The sequence below is a fragment of the Microbulbifer maximicatervae (SeqCode) genome, assembly GCF_052467065.1.
The window spans coordinates 3,412,089-3,432,418 of the sequence record NZ_CP174299.1; the positions used below are offsets into that span (position 1 = coordinate 3,412,089).

General features: G+C 45.8%; 15 protein-coding genes and 1 riboswitch. Of the genes, 3 read left to right on the forward strand and 12 right to left on the reverse strand.

All coding sequences use genetic code 11. The annotated features are described in order from the left end of the window. Nucleotides 1–498: 498 nt before the first annotated feature. The 4 genes from ACJJI1_RS15060 to ACJJI1_RS15075 form a co-directional block, all read right to left on the reverse strand. Entirely contained in the window at nt 499–783 is a 285-nt protein-coding gene (locus ACJJI1_RS15060) for a hypothetical protein (RefSeq protein ID WP_444957168.1), read from the reverse strand. A 204-nt stretch (nt 784–987) separates the two neighbouring features. Continuing rightward, nucleotides 988–1,818, reverse strand: a complete 831-nt coding sequence (locus tag ACJJI1_RS15065) for a hypothetical protein (protein WP_444957169.1) — start codon at nt 1,816–1,818, stop codon at nt 988–990. Nucleotides 1,819–2,504: 686 nt separating this feature from the next. After that, complete coding sequence (locus ACJJI1_RS15070) at nt 2,505–3,164, reverse strand: LytR/AlgR family response regulator transcription factor (RefSeq protein WP_444957170.1); 660 nt, start codon at nt 3,162–3,164, stop codon at nt 2,505–2,507. A gap of 17 nt (nt 3,165–3,181) precedes the next feature. Next, nucleotides 3,182–4,705: a sensor histidine kinase gene (locus tag ACJJI1_RS15075; protein ID WP_444957171.1), complete on the reverse strand. Its 1,524-nt coding sequence runs from the start codon at nt 4,703–4,705 to the stop codon at nt 3,182–3,184. A gap of 217 nt (nt 4,706–4,922) precedes the next feature. On the opposite strand from ACJJI1_RS15075, the gene ACJJI1_RS15080 reads away from it, so the two are divergent. Together ACJJI1_RS15080 and ACJJI1_RS15085 are read left to right on the forward strand one after the other, a co-directional pair. Beyond that, complete coding sequence (locus ACJJI1_RS15080; protein WP_444957172.1) at nt 4,923–5,792, forward strand: ATP-binding cassette domain-containing protein; 870 nt, start codon at nt 4,923–4,925, stop codon at nt 5,790–5,792. 71 nt (nt 5,793–5,863) lie between these two features. After that, a complete protein-coding gene (locus tag ACJJI1_RS15085) occupies nt 5,864–9,004 on the forward strand; it encodes a gluzincin family metallopeptidase (protein ID WP_444957173.1) in 3,141 nt (1,046 codons plus the stop codon). 441 nt (nt 9,005–9,445) lie between these two features. Here the strand turns inward: ACJJI1_RS15085 and ACJJI1_RS15090 are convergent, their stop codons facing one another. From ACJJI1_RS15090 to ACJJI1_RS15125, 8 genes are all read right to left on the reverse strand, one after another. Beyond that, on the reverse strand, nt 9,446–11,095 hold the full coding sequence (locus ACJJI1_RS15090) for a S8 family peptidase (RefSeq protein WP_444957174.1): 1,650 nt from the start codon (nt 11,093–11,095) through the stop codon (nt 9,446–9,448). An 836-nt stretch (nt 11,096–11,931) separates the two neighbouring features. Beyond that, entirely contained in the window at nt 11,932–12,270 is a 339-nt protein-coding gene (locus ACJJI1_RS15095) for a hypothetical protein (RefSeq protein ID WP_282933635.1), read from the reverse strand. 92 nt (nt 12,271–12,362) lie between these two features. Next, the gene (locus tag ACJJI1_RS15100; RefSeq protein ID WP_444957175.1) at nt 12,363–12,719 is read right to left on the reverse strand and encodes a hypothetical protein; all 357 of its coding nucleotides are present in this window, start codon (nt 12,717–12,719) and stop codon (nt 12,363–12,365) included. A 618-nt stretch (nt 12,720–13,337) separates the two neighbouring features. Continuing rightward, a complete protein-coding gene (tdh, locus tag ACJJI1_RS15105; protein WP_282933633.1) occupies nt 13,338–14,363 on the reverse strand; it encodes an L-threonine 3-dehydrogenase, zinc-binding type in 1,026 nt (341 codons plus the stop codon). An 85-nt stretch (nt 14,364–14,448) separates the two neighbouring features. Continuing rightward, complete coding sequence (locus ACJJI1_RS15110) at nt 14,449–15,648, reverse strand: glycine C-acetyltransferase (protein WP_108732492.1); 1,200 nt, start codon at nt 15,646–15,648, stop codon at nt 14,449–14,451. Between the two features lie 78 nt (nt 15,649–15,726). After that, nucleotides 15,727–15,942: a hypothetical protein gene (locus ACJJI1_RS15115; RefSeq protein ID WP_108732493.1), complete on the reverse strand. Its 216-nt coding sequence runs from the start codon at nt 15,940–15,942 to the stop codon at nt 15,727–15,729. 58 nt (nt 15,943–16,000) lie between these two features. Then, nucleotides 16,001–16,127, reverse strand: a riboswitch (SAM-I-IV-variant riboswitch). Nucleotides 16,128–16,192: 65 nt separating this feature from the next. Next, nucleotides 16,193–17,626 carry an aldehyde dehydrogenase family protein gene (locus ACJJI1_RS15120; protein ID WP_444957176.1) on the reverse strand — a complete coding sequence of 478 codons (1,434 nt, stop codon included), beginning with the start codon at nt 17,624–17,626 and terminating at the stop codon, nt 16,193–16,195. Nucleotides 17,627–17,654: 28 nt separating this feature from the next. Then, a complete protein-coding gene (locus ACJJI1_RS15125) occupies nt 17,655–19,259 on the reverse strand; it encodes a 5-guanidino-2-oxopentanoate decarboxylase (RefSeq protein WP_444957177.1) in 1,605 nt (534 codons plus the stop codon). Between the two features lie 267 nt (nt 19,260–19,526). Here ACJJI1_RS15125 and pdxH point away from each other — a divergent pair, with 267 nt between their 5' ends. Then, the gene (pdxH, locus tag ACJJI1_RS15130; protein WP_444916579.1) at nt 19,527–20,165 is read left to right on the forward strand and encodes a pyridoxamine 5'-phosphate oxidase; all 639 of its coding nucleotides are present in this window, start codon (nt 19,527–19,529) and stop codon (nt 20,163–20,165) included. Nucleotides 20,166–20,330 lie beyond the last annotated feature (165 nt).

Sequence of the window (20,330 nt, forward strand, 5' to 3'; positions counted from 1 at the left end):
CTCCCCTTTTCTAGAAACCCACATGTGGCCAGTAGTGGAAACCTGAGGGATCATGAATCTCTGCATGCAATCTGGCATGTATTCTCGCCAGTGGGGCATGAATTTAACACTTGTTGATCCACTAAGTGGGAACTTTTCATACCAAGGGGCGCGACAACCTTCTATAGCTTCGAACTCTCCAAATATGGCAAAGCTATGAGCCATACCGATATTGTCGCCCTGGGCTGTTTCATAAAAGTAACCTTTTACCCGGAAACTCGTCTCACCTTCAATGGGCTCACAAGAAAACATAACCTTAGTGTCTGCGATACATATTGCAGGTAAGGATAGTAACAAGATGATGAGTAGCCTCATGAGAACCTATAACCGTCGGGAACAGAGTTAGTTTAGTTCTGCTAGCGTAGCGATAAAGCACAGCTAAAGCAATGCAGTGACCGTCCTGCTCACATGCGAACGGTGGTTGATGGCTTTATTCTGAAGCTAAAACTTGGGTTTAAATTAGATACCTAAGCCGAGTGCAGCCACAGCCAAAATAATGAAAACCTGAACAAAAAGACTAAAATATAATGGGCCCATCAATAATGAGAACGAAGGCGTGATTAAATAGCCAAGATTAACTACTTTCGTTTCTTCTACAAAATTAAATGTCATCAATAATGCAGTGGCGCCTAACAAGTATCGCATTGCTGTAAAACGATTTTGCGCCCAAAGTAATGCAATACCTAGAATCGATAGGGTGATAAAGGCTATCTGTAAAAAATTAGATGCGGAGTAATTTACCATATTCAAAAATCTATAACAAAGTAATCATTATTGGCCTGCAAGTTGAGTGGGCTTATAAATTTGACATTGATATATCTAGTGATATGGATCAAGAGGAAAGTTGGCGTTAATTTCAGTGATGGTATAATAGTACCGATTATAGTGATTATAAGAGTAATTCATTTATGGTGCTCACTATATTCGTTGTCCGGTAAAGAATACGCTTTAACTAGAAACGCCGGTCGGGGTGTCTTGTTGAGTTAAATTGTTCTGGGATGGCGGTACATATTCTACAGTCAAAAGTTCCTCGATGCACTGCAACTTTGATATCTCATTTATACTTTTCTTGAGCACTTTTCGCAGGTTTGGCTTTAGGTGACTTGCCGCCTTTTCAACAGGTATCTTCTTCAACTTGAGGAAGATAGCCAAAGAATATATGTATTCTGACTCTGAAAGATAGCCGCTACGGTTATACCTCCAGCCTTGGGAATCAACGCTGGTAAATTGTTGGAAAGTGAAAGCAGCATTCGCCATAAATATACCAAATCCAAGAAATGTAGCTGCAATATCTGTAACAAACTCCCAATTGTCCCACCCTCCTGGTGGTTCTTCGGGGGAAGTAGCCGTTAAGTAATGAGCGAGTTCATGAGCAAGAGTAGCTACGAGCTGCATAGGGTTATGTGCGACGGTCGGGTTATAGGTAATTATGACTTCATCGTCCTCTTTGATCTCGAAAGTTCCTAGGGGATCTTGCGGAGTATTCTGAATGGTGAGAGTAGGGGCCACTTTTATATCGACATCTTTTTCCTGTGCCTTCAACCTACAAGGCCAGTTTTCCATGCCAGCATACTTTTTTACAGCCAAGAACGTTTCTGTAGCTGCTTGTTCTGGAGTCTCTACTTTTGACGGGAAATATTCTTTTGTGGGTAAGACAAGTGTTGCGTGTTGGTAAAAGTCATCTCCACCAAAATTTCTGAGTAACCATTTAAAAGTAGCAATCTGGAACTCTGTGTCTTGCTTGGATAGAACGGACTTACTTTTGAAAATTCCAAACATATTTAGTCCTTTTTAGGTTCGTATCAATAGCCATACAGATTATCTACGGCGTTTTAAATCCAGTTGTTAGGTTCGCTCTGGGTAAATACTTTTTAGAGTATGCATCAATTACCCTCATAATTTAAATCGAAATATTATATCCAGATGGCTGATGGTGGGCAGCGGCCCTAGCTTCCTTTTCCTGTGCAATCGTTCGAGTTGGTTAATAAATCATATTGGGTCCAGGTACGATGCAAAGAATGATATTGGCTCCGACAAGTAGAAGGTAGTTTTGAAGATCCACTTACCACTCAAAATGAAATCTAGCGATTTAATATAGTAATAGCTCTGGCAGCTATCAGCTTGCTATTTTGGAATCAAACTGGAAATAATGCAATGATCCTGTATATCTTGTGGTCAAAGACGTATGATTAAAGTGATGATTCTTATACTGCTAACAGTTAAAAAGTTCCGTTTGCTGAGTGTCTGCCTATTGTGTGCTATTTAGGCCTTTCTTACCAATCATGCCGAGCCTACTAGCTGTATAAGGTCGTGTTTGGCCGGGGTGCCTAGTGGCTCGAAGACCGTGGATATATTTTCTTCAATCATCACTTATTCTTGGTGCTGGCCTGGAAAGCAATCGACTGACTCAAGCAGCACATAAACTAGCCAACACTTATTAGTTGTGGTTAGGTAGCTGTCGTATTTTACTGCCATAATTCCATAAGATTATGACGGAATGATTTTCCAATCTTCACTGTACTATTGTTGTTTAGTTTAATACTGTTACTATTTTGTGCGGTTATCTTTTTCTTGTTGACCAAAAAGGATTTGTGAACCTGAATAAATTGGTTTTCTGGAAGGGTTTTAGAGAAATGTTTGAGAGTGGCGGCAGTAAGTAGACAGTCCTCATCCATCCAGACCTTTACATAATTACCATAGGCTTGGAAGTATTGTATATTGTCGAGTGCGATTTTTCGGTCCTCCCTATCTACTCGAATTATAATATAGTTGGGTGCTGTGGCAGTTTGTGATAGAGGGATTTCATTAATGCGACGCCGGACCTTATCCATGGCTTCGGCAAAGCGCTGGATACTGAAGGGCTTGAGAAGGTAATCGGTTACATCCAGTTCAAAGCCATTTAATGCATACTCCTGATAGGCGGTGCAGAGAACCACCTGCGGGCGGTTAGCTATCGTTTCCAGCATTTTCAAGCCTGTGAGAGCTGGCATTTGGATATCCAGAAAAATCAAATCGACCTGCTGTTCTGTTAGAAAATCGAGTGCTTCAGTAGCGCTATAACATTGCTTGACGATCTTAATATCATTATGAATATGGCTGTAATGTAGCAATATTTGATGAGCCAAGGGCTCATCATCAACAATTAAAGTTCTGATAGTCGTATCCTAAGTTTTGCATGCCAGTGCTGCTCTTGAGCTTCAGTAAGTAAAGAAAAACGCTGGGGATAAGTTAATTGTAAACGGCGCTTGAGGTTTTCCAAGCCAATACCGCTTGATGTTTCTGTGACTATTTTTTCGGGAAAGCTATTAACACAATAAAGTTGTAACTCGGAATCATTGATTGTTAAGGAAATTTTGATGATGGATTTGGTTTGGCTGGATTCAACACCATGTTTGAAAGAATTTTCAATCAGCATAATTAATAATAGAGGAGCAATTTTCCACTTTCCCCTTGCCACTTGAAAGTCTGTTTCTATCTGACATCGATGCCCGACTCTCATCTTCTGTAAATCCAGATAGTTTTTCAGGTAAGCCAGATCTTCTATTAGTGGTACTGTGGATCTTTGTCCCTGATAAACCACATAGCGCAGTAACTCAGATAGTTTTAGTACCATGGGTGCAGCTTGCTCTGGTTGTGTTAAGCATAGAGCATAGAGATTGTTAAGTGTATTGAATAAAAAGTGCGGGTTAACCTGCTGCTGTAGCATTTTAAGTTCTGCCTGGGCCTGCTCATTCATTAACTCCGAGATTTTACGATCACTTTGAAGGCGCTCGAAAGCTAGAATAATTGGAGTGCTGACACCCCAGAAAATAGTTGCAATAAATAAGTTCAGTATATCGAAGGGGTTGTGGTTTTCTGAAGGTAGTAGGGTTAGTTCTGTGATATTTAATGGGAGCTGTAAGACTAGGGTGCCAAATATGGGATATGATAGTAGAAGCCAAACTGTACTATATAGAAGAAATGGATATACCCCCTTCGTTGTTAACACTCTTCGTATCAATAAATAACGATTAACCCAATAGGAAGAAAATAATATCAGTGCGAGTAGAGAAAACTGCCAAATGTAATACAGACTCTGCGGCCAATGCTTAAGCATTAGGCCAAAATCAAATTTAACTTCTAGTGGTTGGTTGTGCATAGGGTCGGGGTTATATACAAAAATACAGCTTATTAAAATAACCCAAGATCCTAGGCTGACAATCAGAGCGCCATCCAGTGATAGCAAATAGCGCCACCAGAATGGTCGCTCTCGTGGATTTAGTGCTCGATAATAGTTTAGATGTAACCAGTAAAGAAGAGATAAACCAGTTGCCATTAGCCAAAGGTGTAAACTAAATACTAAATTGATATTTTCTGGCAGGAAATTCTGTATCGTGATATTAAAAACGGGATAGGCAATAAACCCAAAAGACCAGGTTAAATAGCGTCGCCAGCTAATAAATGACGGTAGGATAAACTGAGCCACAATCAGCGGTAGACACTCTAGAAATAAGCAAAGCACCGTAGACCAATGTTCTTCCCAACGATTCTGAATAGCTGTGTAATGGCTGATATTTTGTGTTGTTTCACCCTGTAATGAAATTAAGGCTTCCGCGAATATCGCCACCAAAATCGGTAATAACGCCGAGAAATTCCCCCGATGGAGTGAGGGGTTTATAGGTCTCACTATACTTATAAAGCCTGTTGACAAAAGATAAACACTAATACTGGGCCATCTGCCAAGGTCTGTCAGCTAAAATATGATAAACCTTACAGTTTTACTGATAAACAGACATTTACCTTGTTCGGATGAGAATATCATAAAAAATGTAGTTTTCATCATAAAATTCTTTGTGTTGTGTACAGTTTTATTTAACTTTACGGGAAAGTTTTGGAGTAAGTGTATGCTGCAACTTATTAATATTAATAAAACCTTTCCGGATGGTACACAGGCACTAAGGGATATTTCGCTCCGACTAGACACTGGTATGTTAGGGCTTCTCGGACCTAATGGTGCAGGTAAGTCCACCTTGATGCGTACTATTGCTACCTTGCAAGCGCCGGATAGTGGTGAGATTTTGTTTGATGGGAGGAGTGCCGTTCGTGATCCACGAGTGTTGCGCAGTAGATTGGGTTACTTGCCTCAAAGTTTTGGTGTTTACCCATATATTTCCTGTTATGCGCTGCTTGAGCATTTGGCTATTTTGAAAGGCTTGAATGATAAGTCAAATCGCCGACGGCAGATAGAAAAGGTGTTAAGCCTAACTGGTCTAGGGGATCATGCTGCCCGCCATCCCTCGAATTTCTCCGGGGGTATGTTACAGCGTTTCGGAATCGCTCAGGCTCTATTGGGGAACCCGCAAGTTTTGATTTTTGATGAGCCTACTTCAGGTTTAGATCCGGCTGAACGACTGCGCCTACACCAGCTGTTATATGAGATTGCAAAAACCTGCCTTGTGTTACTCTCTACCCATATAGTTGATGATATTGAACACCTGAGTAGGCATACCGCCATAATGCTGGGGGGGCAGATTATCGTCAGTGGTACTACCCGTAGCTTATTCAGTGATTTAAAGGGCGGGGTGTGGCAGGGCTCTTTTGAGGGATCACTGCCATATGGTGCAATACTACTTGGCCAGTGTTTGCAATATGGGAAGCCGGTAGTGCGCGTTTTTAGTGAGTTCCGTCCGGGAGCTAATTTTGAGTCCGTTTCTCCGAGTCTGCAGGATCGTTACTTTTTGTGCCTACGGAAGTACACTGAGGAAGTTGTTTGATGCTTACTTCACGAATAAGTAATGAGGTGGAACTTTGTCTTCGCCAACCACTATGCTGGATATTAATATCTTTGTCCGCGCTATATGGTTTTTTTGTTGGGAAAGGTATTCACGTCGACAAGGCGCAGCTGCTCAGTGATCCGCATTTAGTGCATTTAGTTGGTACCCTGTGCATGATGGCGCAGCCTTGGGCTGCTTGTCTGTTGTCTGGATATATTCTGTATCGTTCCGATAGCTATAACATGTATGAGCTAACTGCCGCCGTTGAAGTTTCGCAGGCTAGGCAGCAGGTTGTTAAACTCGCTGCTCTTTGTCTAATACTCGTCTTGCTTGGAATGGTTGGAGCGTTTGGTTTGCTAGCCGGCCTGGCTAGTCGCTTGAGTAGCTTACCAGATACATTTGACCTACTGTCTGCAGCTTTGAAATTACAGGGATTACAGTTGCTGGTAGGTCTGCCGGCTGCTCTATTGTTTGTGTCAGTTTTTTGGTTGCAGCGAAATTTAAGTCGGTCGCCAATACTAATTTATCTAGGTGGTTTTTTGTGGTTTATCGGCTATATTTTTCTGGCTAGTGCCAGTGGGTCTCCACTCATGACTGGATCAATGGTACCTGCTTCTTGGTTTATAAAAGTTATGGAGTATCTGGATTGGTTTGGTCTTACAGTGTTAATGGGAAGCAAACCCAGCTTTATTTTGCTTGGTGTAAATAGAATACTGGTGATAGTTGTTGCTATTGCGGTAGCTTTGATCGCTTTTCGTTTAGAGGGGATTGGTTACCCCCACTATACAAGATCAATATTAAAGTTTCCGAAACAAAATAATGAGGTCGGATTAGGTTTTATTTTCACTGAAGCTCGACCGCAGGCGCTTTTCCAGTTTTTCACCTTGGTGCGATTACAGTGCATTCAGATTTTTATGCATCCGGTGATGTGGTTGGTCGGAATTATTTGGTGCTTTGTGATTATTGGTGAAACTTATCCATCTCTTCATTACGTTGAGCCGGGGGCTGAACTCCTTGGGCTTAGTCCAGACGCAATAAATCGTTTCATGTGGAGCTTAATACCACTATTTGGATCAATAATGTTACTGTATATGAGTGATTCACTCGTTAGGCAGGATCAAAGACAAGGTATTGAGGTAATTACAAATACTTTGCCCGTCTTTCCATCAGCCGTGATGTTGGCATGGGTAGTCAGCTTGCTAGTTGTACTGATAATGTTTTTATTGTTGTCTGCTTTTGCATCGGTACTCAGCCAATGGTTAAAGGTGAGCCCAATAGATTTTATTGAATATGGGCGTTTTATATTTTATTCATTCATGCCACTGGCGGCTTTAGGGTGCGTCTTTTTGGCTATTCAGTTCAGTGTCAATAGCCGGCCTTTGGCATTACTACTTTGTTCGTTGCTGTTGATCCTACGTTTTTCTCCTCTAGCGGAATTACTGGGATTACACCATCCTTTATTTCTTCCATTTAACACACCACTGACACCGACAAATGAATATTGGGGATACCAAACTAGCCTGGATGGTTTTTGGGCATTTATGACATTTTGGTGCCTGCTAACAATATCTTTATTGCTCGGCGCCATTTTTCTAGCTAAGTATCGGTGTATACCTTTTCTGACATTAAGCAGTGCGTTGATTTTAGTCGGTTTTACAATATCGACATTTTTGTTGGTATATCAGGGGGTGAGAATTCAGACGGGGATCGATGTTAATGGCCGTTTACTTGACCCGGACACACAAGTGGCTTTGTTAGCTGAGTATGAACGAGGGTATAGTTTCTTTGCTGAACTACCCATGCCCAAGGTTACTAATGTTAATACTCAAGTGGATTTCTTTCCCAAGCAGCGTCGAATGAAGATAAGTGGCGAGTATCAGCTCGTAAATCCCCACTCTCAGCCTATCCAGACTCTACTTATTGGTGAATATTGGAATGCACCTGTGAGTTATATAGGCCTAAGTAAAAAAGCAGCGTTAGAATATAATAGACAATTAGGGCAGAGAGTTTATCTGTTGGAAACACCGTTGCTACCAGGTGGCGTTCTAACTCTGGATTTCGAATTGGAGTTGGCACAAAATGGATATACATCTTTGTCCACACATAAGATTCTGACGGAGAATTTTAGTTATCTGCGATCGGTGCCTTTCTTTCCCGTGATTGGTTACCAATCTATTCGCGAGCTTAAAAGTGAGGACTTGCGCTATAAATTTGGCCTACCTATGAAACCATCATTGTCTGTGGAGGAAGCTCTGGCAGCTAGGGATAGAAATAAGGATGGATATAGTTGGGCGCTAATGGAAACACTAATATCTACACCGCTTGGCTATCAAAGTTTTACTCAAGGCGAGTTGGTCGAACGCTGGCAGCAGGATAACCGCCACTTTCGCAGGTTTGTTACTCAACAACCGGTACGAAATCTACAGGGCTTTATTGCCGCGCCTCTGAAATTAAGCAACCGTTATGCAGGTGATGTAAAGCTACAGGTAGCCTACAGGCCCTTACACGAGGCAAATGTAGAGATGACACTGGAGGCAATGGTACAAACGGTTGATTTTCTTTCCACACATATAAGCCCCTATAACGGCCACACCTTGACCTTGGTAGAAAAGCCAAATATTGGTTCCACTGGGTATGCTCTTCCGCAGATGATGCTCATTGGTAGTCGGGTAGGTTTTCGTGCTTTACAGAATAAAAATATGCCCTTCAGTCAGGCTTTTCGACGTACAGTCCATGAAACTGCGCATCAATGGTTCGGTCATTGGCTCGGCAATGGTGTTGAGCAGGATAGTGCTTTTTTAGTGGAATCTCTGGCTAAATACGTAGAGCTACTGATTTTGGAGCGTTGTTACGGTGAGGCTGTTATGCAACGGCTTATCGATTTTGAGCGTGAGCGATATCTAGCGGTTGAAAATTATAATCACCAAGAGGTGGTCAGTTTGGTCAGTGCCCAATCTCCTCATGACCGATACTCCCGCGCTACCCTGGCTTTTGCACGATTACGCCAGGATATAGGTGATGCTCCAATTCTTGCTGCTCTTAGGGAGTTGGGCGAGATGCACGGATATCCATCTTCTCCTGCCACCTCCTTAGATTTTGTGAATGCCCTTGTACGCCAAGCCCCTACCAAGCAAGTATTGATAGAAACGTTGTTTACTCGACCTGTACCTGCTACCGAATGGTTGAATGAGTTGGCGATAGAAAAAAGTTAGAAGCGTTTAGTAAAATCAGAGACTGAGCGATGCGTGTGAATATACTTAACTCTGTAGGGTTTATTTTCCGAAGGTAGCTGTTTTGATAGAGGTTATAAGGGGCATGCAACAACCGATAGTTAACGCAAAGCCTTCGCGCATTCCCAGCTCGTTCATCACATCACTGAAGTTTTCCTTGGCAACGTTTACGGCGCGGGTAGCGCCCATCTTTCGTGAATGATTGGGTGAGTGTCAACTTTAAATTTAAGTGCTTCTACAAGAGTTGTGGATAAAGATGTAGAAGCCATTACCTTAAGGTACTTGTAATACAGGGTATCTACTAAATTTGAATTGGTTCTATGTCTAAAGCCAAAAAAATTATGGAAAAATTTCCACAATTCTAATTGCGAAAATTTTTCCATATAAAATTACGTTTTTATTTGTGGGTGCACATGAAAAGCTTTAAAAAAGCACACTATTAATAATAATTGATACGATGGCCGGATCATAAACAGTTACAGATGCTGTATCATCTGGATCTGAATATTTATTGCCGTTTGTGACGGACAAGCTTAGGCTGTAAGTTCCGATGCTAGTATAAGAATGTTGGACGCTTGCTGTGCTTGTTTGGTAACCATTAATACCATCACCGAAGTCCCATGTATATATCAGACTATTGTTGTTCGGGTCTGAGGAAGAGTATGCTGTAAATTCTGTCTCTTTATTTAAGATTACGGAATAAGAGTTCTTATCCAAGGATGCAATAGGTTTTCCTTCAAAAGACATTACAGATGTGTATAAATCCAATCTAGGAAAAGTCAAATTGTTCCTTGTATCTAATACTGGCACGCCATTAGCTTTTAGTGAAGTCTCGATATCCCCAACAGTTGCATTAGGATTTGCCGCCCTCATAACTGCGAATGCGCCAGTTACATGCGGTGCAGCCATAGAGGTTCCACTTTTAGTGTCATATCCACCGCCAACAACTGATGATGTAATCCAGCTACCCGGAGCTAAGATATCGACCAATGATGAACTATTAGAAAAAGAGCTTATATTGTCATTTGAATCAAATGTACTGCCTGTTGTGATTGCTGATGAAATACACCCAGGGGCACCGACGAAACTGGATCCAGAATTATTTCCAGAACTTATGACCGTAGCAATACCGGCACTTCTTAATTCAGTAATAACTTCAGCTCTGGAGTCATTGTCGCACGCGGAACTATAGGCTCCCCCCCCTAAGCTCATGTTAATTGCAGCAATATTGTTGGTGGTTGATTCGTTTAGTACCCATTCTAATGCCGCGAGTTGATCAGAAGTGTAAGACAATACACACCTTGCTCCATTACAGCCTGAATAGCTTGCTGGAAATTCAGAAAATACCTGTACAGCTACAATGTTAGCGCCAGGTGCGACTCCATTCATTGTTCCGTTGGTTCCCGCTGCTATACCGGCCACATGTGTACCATGATCACAGCTACTTATACCTGTGTTTGAGCAGTCACTACCAGCATTACTCCCAATTTGTACTTCTTGACCATTAGGACATAAGCTTGTTGCGTCTGAAGTGTTAGATGAAAAGCAAGCCTCTTCAACAACTCTATTGGAGTAAAAAGGATGGGAGAGATCAACACCCGTATCAAGAATTACTACAGCCTGATTGTTACCCGTAAACCCTTCATTATGTGTCAAATCAGCATCAATGTGAGCGATAGACTGCAATAGAGTTGGAGGTTCAGGGATGTCCTCTTCAATTCTTTCGAATACATCACTTTTAATAAGGTCATTAAAGTTATTGTTGTCAACTTCAAAAACCATCACTCCGAGTCGAGGAAGCTCCTTTTGCGCCTTAATACCATAACTCTCAAATTGATTTCGTGCTTGAGCGAAATCATTTAGTAAGGTATTAGAGTTAGGATTGCTTTTTTCTACATTTTTAATTTTAGCAATTACTCTGATTCTTTCCCCTCTCGTAGTCTTCGCTTTTAATGCATCATAATTCTTTACTATATTGGTTTTTAGGGCGATTTCTGAGCTTGGTTCATTCGCGATAACACCTGATGAAAACAGTAAAGAAAAAGCAACAAAATAACAAATCTTAGTGTTCATGTAGTCTCCCTTCAAATTTACTACTTATTTTATACTGCAAAATATGCACCCTAAAGATCTTCTATTGGGGTGTGCTGGTTTGTATGGTAGTTTTTTTAATGCTGATTTTTAAATTCCCTTTTAGCTATGATTAATTTAAAGTTGACTTTGGTCAGGAGCTGGAAGTCTTATTTGTCATTGTCTGTTACCTTATTAAAGGTTGTAGAAAGCAATAGTGAGGTGAGCGCTTACTGTGTGTGGCTCGAATAGTCGCGTAGATCTTAAGTGTTAAGGATAGTTTAACTTATGAGAGTTCAATAGATCAACGTTGGTATCGACATCATCAGTAAATAGCATGATGTTTCGAGGAGTCTACCAGCTTGATCTTTGGTAACATAATAATTTGTGAGGGATTGAGTATCGATTGGCTAGAAAAACTTAAACCGTAAAGTACTCTTTGTTGAAATTATAGTGGTGTTTGAGTTTTAGGTGATTCTGTAGAGTGTATTAATTGGGGTTGATATTTTCATGAGGCGATGGAGCCATTTCTAGTTTGTAGCCAGACAAGCTTCATTGGGTCCAGTTAAATGTAGATGTATCACGAATTGATTTTGAAACTTAATCAAAATTTGGAGGTAAAAATTTCATTATTTTTAGGATTGGTTGATATGACAATGGTGGGTCATAAAAGGTTGGATTCCATTTTTTGAAATGTCAAATAAGTTCCATTAACTTTTGTTTGATGGGAGGTTTCTTATATCTTTGCTCAAGAGGTGATACCAAAGGCACCTGCAGTAAATCTAAGATGAAGATTTTGCTGGAAGTGCCTTTGTTTCGCTAAAAAGATATCAAATATTTTAATCCATCATCCTGAACCTAGAAGCGTTACCAAACACATCATTGCATGAATTATCAAATGCAAATTCAACCTGCTTATTCATAGCCTTGGCAGATAGGGCCACACTGGTCATGAGACTACAGAATTCCTCACCAATATTACAGGATACAGCTTTGTACTCTGCGCATGAAGATGGTGGCGGGCTTGATAGATCTGTAGATAGCCAAATAATTGCATAATCGCTATGGATATCAATCATGGTGATTGTCTGCTCGGTATTTGGTAGTGCGGCTTGAGCTGCATTGGATGCTACTAGTGCACTAATGGCTAGAATTTTTTTGTTGAATATTTTTTTCATTGTTACTTTTATTCCCTTTGATGTTAGTTGGTGTAAGGTTGTGCTTAGAAGCTCAGCTTTAGTGGTTGGCTGTAATATTTTGTACGGTTGCTTTAGTCGTGAAACAGCTTAACAAAACCCGCTGATTGCCCCTTTGATAGGCAGTTTGATTCCCCAACATCATACTGAAATTGTACTGGTTTATTGGCGATGAATGCACTAGTAGCCAGTGTTACTACAATGTCTGTGGCATCTTCATCATCAAGGGAAAACTTGAATCTCTTTGTCTCAGAACAAACAGAACCCGGAACTTCTTGGTCAACATACACGACAAATGTATTTGAAGTATTGCTGACCCCCACATTTGTTATATTCATTTTCTCAACATATTCATATGCTTGTAGAGGCATAGAAAATACTGACAGTACTGCCGCTAAGCTTATCAGTTTAAAAGCTTCAATTCTTAACATACTTAATATTTACCTGGTTAGTATTATGGTTGCTGCCCGAAATCAACACAATTAGAAAGCTATAACATTCTAATATCTTGGAACGATTGTGCAAATATCACGGCGAGCACTGTGGCTACTATCTCATGCTTTTCAGGAGTTGGTAAATACATTTTCCGTATACTAATTTAGAGAGAATTGTTGAGGTGGGGGGGTAACGGTTGCTGTGGCTATGATTTAGCCTCAGGCTGTTCGGGGCAGTGCTTATGGTTTGGTAGAAAAGAGCTGAAATATTGAGTGGTTCGATTACCTTAAATAAGGGTAGGGATTCTTAGGGTGATTATTCCAGATGCTGATTGAATGAGATCTATATGTAAATTTTTTCTATCTTATTGGGAAGATAATATAACTTATTTTTGAAAATTTCATAATGGAAAAAATTAGCTTAAGGTGGTTTTACGAATCTCTACTTTAAATCAAAAGATATAATTTCCTGAGATAATTGCAGTTTTTGAAGTCTTTTATTACCTGCCTCGCTTGAAGTGTATGCGGATACTGGGTGCTAGAAATGGGAGGGGTACGAAGTTATTGCTGAAAAGTAGGTAGGAATGGCTGCAGGAATCCCGCAGCCATCGGGACTTATTTCCAGTTCAGGATAACCTTACCGGATTCACCAGATCCCATGGTATCGAAGCCTTGTTGGAAGTCATCGATCGAAAACTGGTGAGTAATAATTGGGGTTAAATCCAGTCCGGATTGAATCAGGCTGGCCATTTTGTACCAGGTCTCGAACATCTCACGGCCGTAAATGCCTTTGATCATCAGGCCTTTAAAAATAACCTGCCCCCAGTCGATCGCCATTTCACCTGCGGGGATACCGAGCATGGCAATTTTGCCCCCGTGATTCATCGCGGCAATCATATCGCGGAAGGCGACGGGTACGCCGGACATCTCCAGGCCAACATCAAAGCCTTCGCTCATTCCCAGCTCGTTCATCACATCGCTGAGGTTTTCCTTGGCAACGTTTACGGCACGGGTAGCGCCCATCTTGCGTGCCAGGTCCAGGCGGTATTCATTGATATCGGTGATAACTACATGGCGTGCGCCAACATGTTTGGCGACTGCTGCAGCCATAATACCGATAGGGCCGGCGCCGGTAATCAGTACATCTTCGCCTACCAGGTCGAAAGACAGGGCCGTGTGTACCGCATTACCGAGGGGATCGAAAATAGAGGCGAGATCGTCAGAAATGTTATCCGGGATCTTGAAGGCATTGAGCGCGGGGATTACCAGATACTCGGCAAAAGCTCCGGGGCGGTCTACACCGACACCGTAAGTGTTGCGGCACAAGTGGCGACGGCCGGCGCGACAGTTGCGGCAGTGGCCGCAGGTAATATGGCCTTCACCGGAAACACGGTCGCCCACCTGGAAACCTGCAACTTCCTGCCCCATACCGACAACTTCACCCACATATTCGTGGCCAACCACCATAGGGACAGGAATAGTCTTTTGAGACCATTCATCCCAGTTGTAGATATGCATGTCGGTACCGCAAATCGCGGTTTTGTGAATCTTGATCAGCAGGTCGTTGTGGCCTGGTGTGGGGGTTTCCACATCGGTGAGCCAGATTCCCACTTCAGATTTCAGCTTGGATAGTGCTTTCATTGTTTTTAAAACTACAAATGGCAGGGCGCGGTGCCGCTCCGGTGAATTCCTTGTGAGAATTACCGTATCAGCACCGCTGTTTGGTTTAGATAATATTCAGTTCGCGGCCAACTTCAATGAAGGCATCGATACACTGGTCGAGCTGCTCGCGGGTGTGGGCGGCGGACATCTGGGTGCGGATGCGGGCCTGGCCCTTGGGCACTACCGGATAGAAGAAGCCCACTACGTAGATGCCGCGCTCCAGCATTTTGTCAGCCATTTTCTGCGCCAGGGCAGCATCGCCAATCATCACCGGGATGATCGGGTGGTCGGCACCAGCCAGGGTAAAGCCGGCTTCAGACATGCGCTTGCGGAAGTAAGCCGAGTTGTCGCGCAGCTGTTCACGCAGCTCGCCACCTTCAGTCAGCATATCCAACACTTTCAGGGAGGCGGTGACGATCGCCGGGGCTACAGAGTTGGAGAACAGATAGGGGCGCGAACGCTGGCGCAGCATGTCGATAATTTCCTTGCGGCCAGAAGTAAAGCCGCCGGAAGCGCCGCCCAGGGCCTTGCCCAGGGTGCCGGTAATAATATCGACGCGGTCAATCACATCGCAGTATTCATGGGTGCCGCGGCCGTGGTCTCCGAGGAAGCCCACTGCGTGGGAGTCGTCCACCATTACCAGGGCATTGTACTGGTCGGCCAAGTCGCAAACGGCTTTGAGGTTGGCGATAACTCCGTCCATAGAGAAAACGCCATCGGTGGCGATCAGTTTGGTCTTGGCGCCAGCGGCGTCTGCGGCCTGTAGCTGCTTCTCCAGTTCCGCCATATCGTTGTTGGCGTAGCGGTAGCGCTTGGCTTTACACAGGCGCACGCCGTCGATGATAGAGGCGTGGTTGAGGGAGTCGGAGATGATGGCATCTTCCGGGCCCAGCAGCGTTTCAAACAGGCCGCCATTGGCGTCGAAGCAGGAGGTGTAAAGAATGGTGTCTTCGGTTTGCAGGAACTCAGACAGGCGCGATTCCAGCGCTTTGTGAATGTCCTGGGTGCCGCAGATAAAGCGCACCGATGCCATGCCGAAGCCGTACTGTTCGAGCCCCTCTTTGGCCGCTTCAATCAGGTCCGGGTGGTTAGCCAGGCCCAGGTAGTTGTTCGCACAAAAATTCAGTACCTGGGTGTCGTTGTTCACCTGGATCTCAGCGGCCTGCTGGGAGGTAATAATCCGCTCGCGTTTGTACAGGCCGTCTGCATCGATCTGTTTGAGTTCGCTGCGCAGGTGCTCAAAGAATTGTTCTGGCTTTGACATGGTATTGTTTTTAGCTCCTGTCGGGTGCTCTTGGCACAGGGTAACGGGCGCGAGCTCGCGGCGCCTGTTGGTTCTACTTTATCCCGCCAGTTCGCAGGCCTCATGGGCCGAAATAGGGTGCTCACTGGCGCGGCAACTGGTGGCAAATTTTAATGCCTCTTCGGCAGTGTCGAACAGTAGTTGCCACAACAACTGACGATCACCTCTTCTCACCGCGCGTACTGCCGTGTGGCTTCTTTGGCTGGCGATTTGAATTTCGATAATGTCTTTACTGGAAAACGGTGATTCGGACATGGTCCCTCCAATGGTAAAACTATGGAGGACTGACGTGGAAGCGGCGAAGTGATGTTCGCTAATCCGGTTGGTTTGCTCTGGTAGAGCCCCATCCTCCCCGCAGGCCTTGTGTGCCGCAGAGAGAGAACCACCTTGCCCCGGTCGGCAGGTTGGCGTTGGCGTCAGCCACTCTCGTGATGTGCGAGCAAAGATAACGGGGAGGGGATTAGCAGTCAACAGTACCGCCCCCATTAGAGGGCGGTGCAGAAGTTTATGCGGGAAGCTGCACGGATTTCAGTTCGATAAACTCACCGAGACCGGCCTCACCAAACTCGCGTCCGTTGCCGGACCGCTTGTAACCGCCGAAGGGGGCGTCGTAGTTAAACTCACCGCCGTTGACAAAGCACAGGCCCGCTTCGATGCGGCGAACGATAGGCATGGCGCTTTCGGCATCTTTAGCCCATACGCCACTGGACAGACCGTATTCGGTGTCATTGGCAATGGCGACAGCTTCATCCATATCCTTATAGGGGATCAGGCAGGTCACCGGGCCAAAGATTTCTTCCCGGGCAATGGCCATGTCGTTGTGAACGTCGGCAAATACCGTGGGTTTCACATAGAAGCCTTTATCCAGCTCGGTGGGAAGATCGAGGCCGCCAGTCACAAGGCGGGCACCTTCTTCGATCCCTTTCTTGATGTAGCCGCGCACGATTTCCAGCTGGCGAGCGGAGGATAGGGGACCCATAAAGGCATTGGCATCAGTGCCCATGGCCACTTCTTCAGCCACCTGCTTGGCAACTTCCACCGCCTCTTCATAGTGCTCAGCGGGAACCAGCATACGGGTGAGTGCGGTGCAGGTTTGGCCACTGTTGATGAATACATCTTCGCAGCCCCAGCGAACCGCTGCTTTAAGATCCGCGTCCGGGGTGATAATCAGAGGCGATTTACCACCCAGCTCCTGTGTAACCCTTTTAACTGTGGGCGCCGCAGCCTTGGCAACTTCAACACCTGCACGGGTGGAGCCGGTAAAGGACACCATATCGATTCCCGGGTGCGATGACAGCTCTGCACCGACGACCGAGCCTGCACCGGGGATCAGGTTAAATGCGCCCGCAGGAACACCGGCTGCTTCGATAATCTCCGCCATGACGAAATCCTGTAGCGGAGTGGTTTCCGAAGGCTTGGTAATCATGGTGCAGCCCGCTGCGAGAGCCGGTGCCACTTTGCCGACAAATTGGTGCAGAGGATAGTTCCAGGGGGTGATAAAGCCACACACGCCAATCGGCTCCCGGATTAATACCGAGTGGGCCGCCTTTTCGGTCTCTTCCATTATGGAGGTGCGACCGGCGTAGTAACGCATGGCGTAGATAGGGCCATCCACATGCAACCAGCGGGTGATATGGGCGGGGCAGCCCAGGGTTTGTGAGATCGCCTGGATCAAGTCTTCCTTGCGCTCTTCCATACCGTCAGCAATGGCATTTAGCAGGGCTGAGCGCTGATCTGCGCTGGTATGGCGCCACTTGCGAAAGGCGCTGCGGGCAGCGGCAACGGCAATATCCACATCCTCAGCAGAGCCTTCTACCACCTGGCAAATCATTTCCTCAGTGGCGGGGTTGATCACAGGATGGGAACTGGTGCCGAGGGGCTCGCGCCACTCACCATTGATAAACAGTTTGTCGGTATGCAGCTTGCTGAAATCTGTCATGTCACGCTTCCGTTTGCTTCGCGCCAGTTCAAGGGGCGGTGATTTCGATAATTGTTGGTGTTTTGCGTTGCAGGGCTTCTGCGACTGCCGTAGCTAATTGCTGTGGTTTGTCGATGCGGCAACCTTCAGCGCCAAAAGATTTTGCCAGTGCGACAAAATCCGGAGTGCGAAGATTAACACCTTCTTGAGGTACTTCTGCGGCATCCATAAAGTCGCGAATCTCTCCATACCCGCTATTATTCCAAACCAGTATTGGCAGGGGCAGTTGCTGTTCTACTGCAACGGCCAGTTCACCGAGAGTAAACATCAGGCCGCCATCGCCGATCAAGGCAACTACATCCCGCTCGCTGGATAACTTGGCCCCGATCGAGGCGGGCAGGGCAAAGCCCAGCGTGCCGTAACCAGTGGTGCAGGTAATATGGCTGCGAGGGTGGTACAGCGGCAAGGCGTGGTTAGTGTTATAGGCCAGTTGTGTAGAGTCGGTAACCAGAATTCCCTCATCGGGCAGGGCTTCGCGCAGAGCTTCAACCCAAGGGAAGCGCTCCTCAGAACCTTCCCACCACTCTTTGCGGCAGTTACCGATTAATTGTGAAACTTCCTTTTCTGCGCGCAGTTTTGAACTCTCTTCGCACTGAACCAGGACTCCGCTTAATTGCTGAAGGCTTTCTGCTGCATCCGCGCAAATGGCCAGGTCCGGCTGGGCATTGCATACCAGTTGAGCCGGATCAATGTCGATGCGGATCAGTTTGCCGGAGAAAGCGTAATCCTCTTTCACCAGATTGCGATCGGTTTCCGAAAGCTCTGTGCCAACGGCCAAGACTACATCGGCAGCTTCCACTCGCTCACGCACGCAATCGAAACTGAGATTGGCTCCGCCACACAGAGGATGTCTTTCATCGACAACGCCTTTGGCCGCCAGAGACAGGAAGACTGGAGCTGCAATTTTTTCTGATACCTGAGTTGCCGCTTCTCCAGCAGATTGCGCGCCACCGCCCAGGAGAATCACCGGGCGTTCGGCAGCTTGCAGCCACTGGGAAGCAGTCGCGATAGCTGTCGCGTTGGCTGCCGGTACCATGGCATTGGGTGCCGCGCGGTAATCGTCCAGATTGCCGGACATAGGCGCCGGGAATAAATCGATAGGGATTTCGATATGGACAGGGCCGGGGCGGCTGGACTGCAACAGCTGGAATGCCCGTGCCATCACTTCCGGTAATTGTTCTGCCTGGGTCAGGGTGTGCTGCCAGATACAGAAGCCTCGACTGGCATCGCTTTGGCGGGGTAGCTCATGCAGGCGCCCACGGCCCATGCCAAGGTCTTCCCGGCGATTGACGGCGGAAATAACCAGCATGGGAATTGAGTCTGAGTAAGCTTGCGCCATCGCAGTGGCTGCGTTGGTCAGCCCCGGCCCAGTGATCAGGAAACAGACACCGGGCTTGCCGCTGGCGCGGGCATAACCGTCTGCCATAAAGGCGGCGCCCTGCTCATGCCTTGGCGTGATATGCATCAAGTCGCTACCGGGCAGGCCGCGATACAGTTCAATGGTATGTACGCCGGGAATCCCGAAAACTTTTTCTACCTGGTATTCGCGCAGCAGGCGCATCAGCACCTGGGCGCATGTGGGCGCAGAGGACATAAGCACCATTTTCCTTATTCGTGTAAAAATGCAGTGAGCCTAGCGGCCCACCAAAAGCCGTGCAAGCACCCGCAGAGTCTGCACCTTCACAGGCAATATCGCAGGAAAATTGAGATTCACCCGGCACTGCGGCAGGAAACTTTGTACGCTTGGGTTACTTTACCTGTCAGTAGATTTTGAGGAATTTGACGAGGTGGCTGCCGCACAATAGCCTTCCGGCACTTCGCTGAATAAACTTTGAGCTAGAACAACCGAGGAAGTATCACCATGGAAATCGATCAATGGCGTCGGGAATACCAAATGGGTGGTTTAAGGCGCTCTGAATTGAAGCCGACCCCCGTGGAGCAGTTTCGCAAGTGGCTTGCAGAAGCTGTTGAAGCAGAATTAGTTGATGCCAGCGCCATGTGTCTTGCCACCACTAACGCGGACGGGCACCCCTCGCAGCGGATTGTTTTGCTGAAAGGCTTCGATGAGAAGGGTTTCGTTTTCTATACCAATTTACAGAGTGATAAGGCCCGAGATATGGCCGTTAACCCTCAGGTGTCGCTGTTGTTTCCCTGGTGCCGTCTCGAGCGGCAGGTGATTGTTTATGGGAAGGTGGAACCTGTTTCCCGCGAGCAGGCAGAGGCCTATTTCCAGTCGCGCCCCCTGGACAGCCAATTGGCCGCGTGGGCTTCGCATCAGAGCCGGCCGCTCTCGTCCAGGGAGGAACTGGAGCAGCAGTTTGATAAAGAGAAGGCTCGCTTTGCCGGTAAAACAATTCCATTGCCAGAATTTTGGGGCGGCTACTGTGTGGTACCCAATGCTGTTGAGTTTTGGCAGGGGGGTGAAAATAGATTGCACGATCGTTTTATTTATCGCCGTGAAGAAAATGAAAGCTGGAATATAGAACGTCGCGCCCCCTAATTTTCATATTTATCTTTTCGTGGCCCAGCCCTTTGGGCCACAACTAATCGCTTGATCACGCCTCACTTTGTGAGTACCTATCTCCTGATATTGTTTTATAGCGGTGTCTTATCTGGCTATTTATAGTCAAGGCCGCTTAGAATAATGCGCCATAAATATAGCTAA

Excerpts from the sequence above, each read along its gene's own strand:
- ACJJI1_RS15095 (WP_282933635.1), bottom strand. The coding sequence starts at position 12,270 with ATGAAAAAAATATTCAACAAAAAAATTCTAGCCATTAGTGCACTAGTA.
- pdxH (WP_444916579.1), top strand. The coding sequence starts at position 19,527 with ATGGAAATCGATCAATGGCGTCGGGAATACCAAATGGGTGGTTTAAGG.
- ACJJI1_RS15120 (WP_444957176.1), bottom strand. The coding sequence starts at position 17,626 with ATGACAGATTTCAGCAAGCTGCATACCGACAAACTGTTTATCAATGGT.
- ACJJI1_RS15060 (WP_444957168.1), bottom strand. The coding sequence starts at position 783 with ATGGTAAATTACTCCGCATCTAATTTTTTACAGATAGCCTTTATCACC.
- ACJJI1_RS15115 (WP_108732493.1), bottom strand. The coding sequence starts at position 15,942 with ATGTCCGAATCACCGTTTTCCAGTAAAGACATTATCGAAATTCAAATC.
- ACJJI1_RS15065 (WP_444957169.1), bottom strand. The coding sequence starts at position 1,818 with ATGTTTGGAATTTTCAAAAGTAAGTCCGTTCTATCCAAGCAAGACACA.
- ACJJI1_RS15080 (WP_444957172.1), top strand. The coding sequence starts at position 4,923 with ATGCTGCAACTTATTAATATTAATAAAACCTTTCCGGATGGTACACAG.
- ACJJI1_RS15110 (WP_108732492.1), bottom strand. The coding sequence starts at position 15,648 with ATGTCAAAGCCAGAACAATTCTTTGAGCACCTGCGCAGCGAACTCAAA.
- ACJJI1_RS15100 (WP_444957175.1), bottom strand. The coding sequence starts at position 12,719 with ATGTTAAGAATTGAAGCTTTTAAACTGATAAGCTTAGCGGCAGTACTG.
- ACJJI1_RS15125 (WP_444957177.1), bottom strand. The coding sequence starts at position 19,259 with ATGTCCTCTGCGCCCACATGCGCCCAGGTGCTGATGCGCCTGCTGCGC.
- tdh (WP_282933633.1), bottom strand. The coding sequence starts at position 14,363 with ATGAAAGCACTATCCAAGCTGAAATCTGAAGTGGGAATCTGGCTCACC.
- ACJJI1_RS15090 (WP_444957174.1), bottom strand. The coding sequence starts at position 11,095 with ATGAACACTAAGATTTGTTATTTTGTTGCTTTTTCTTTACTGTTTTCA.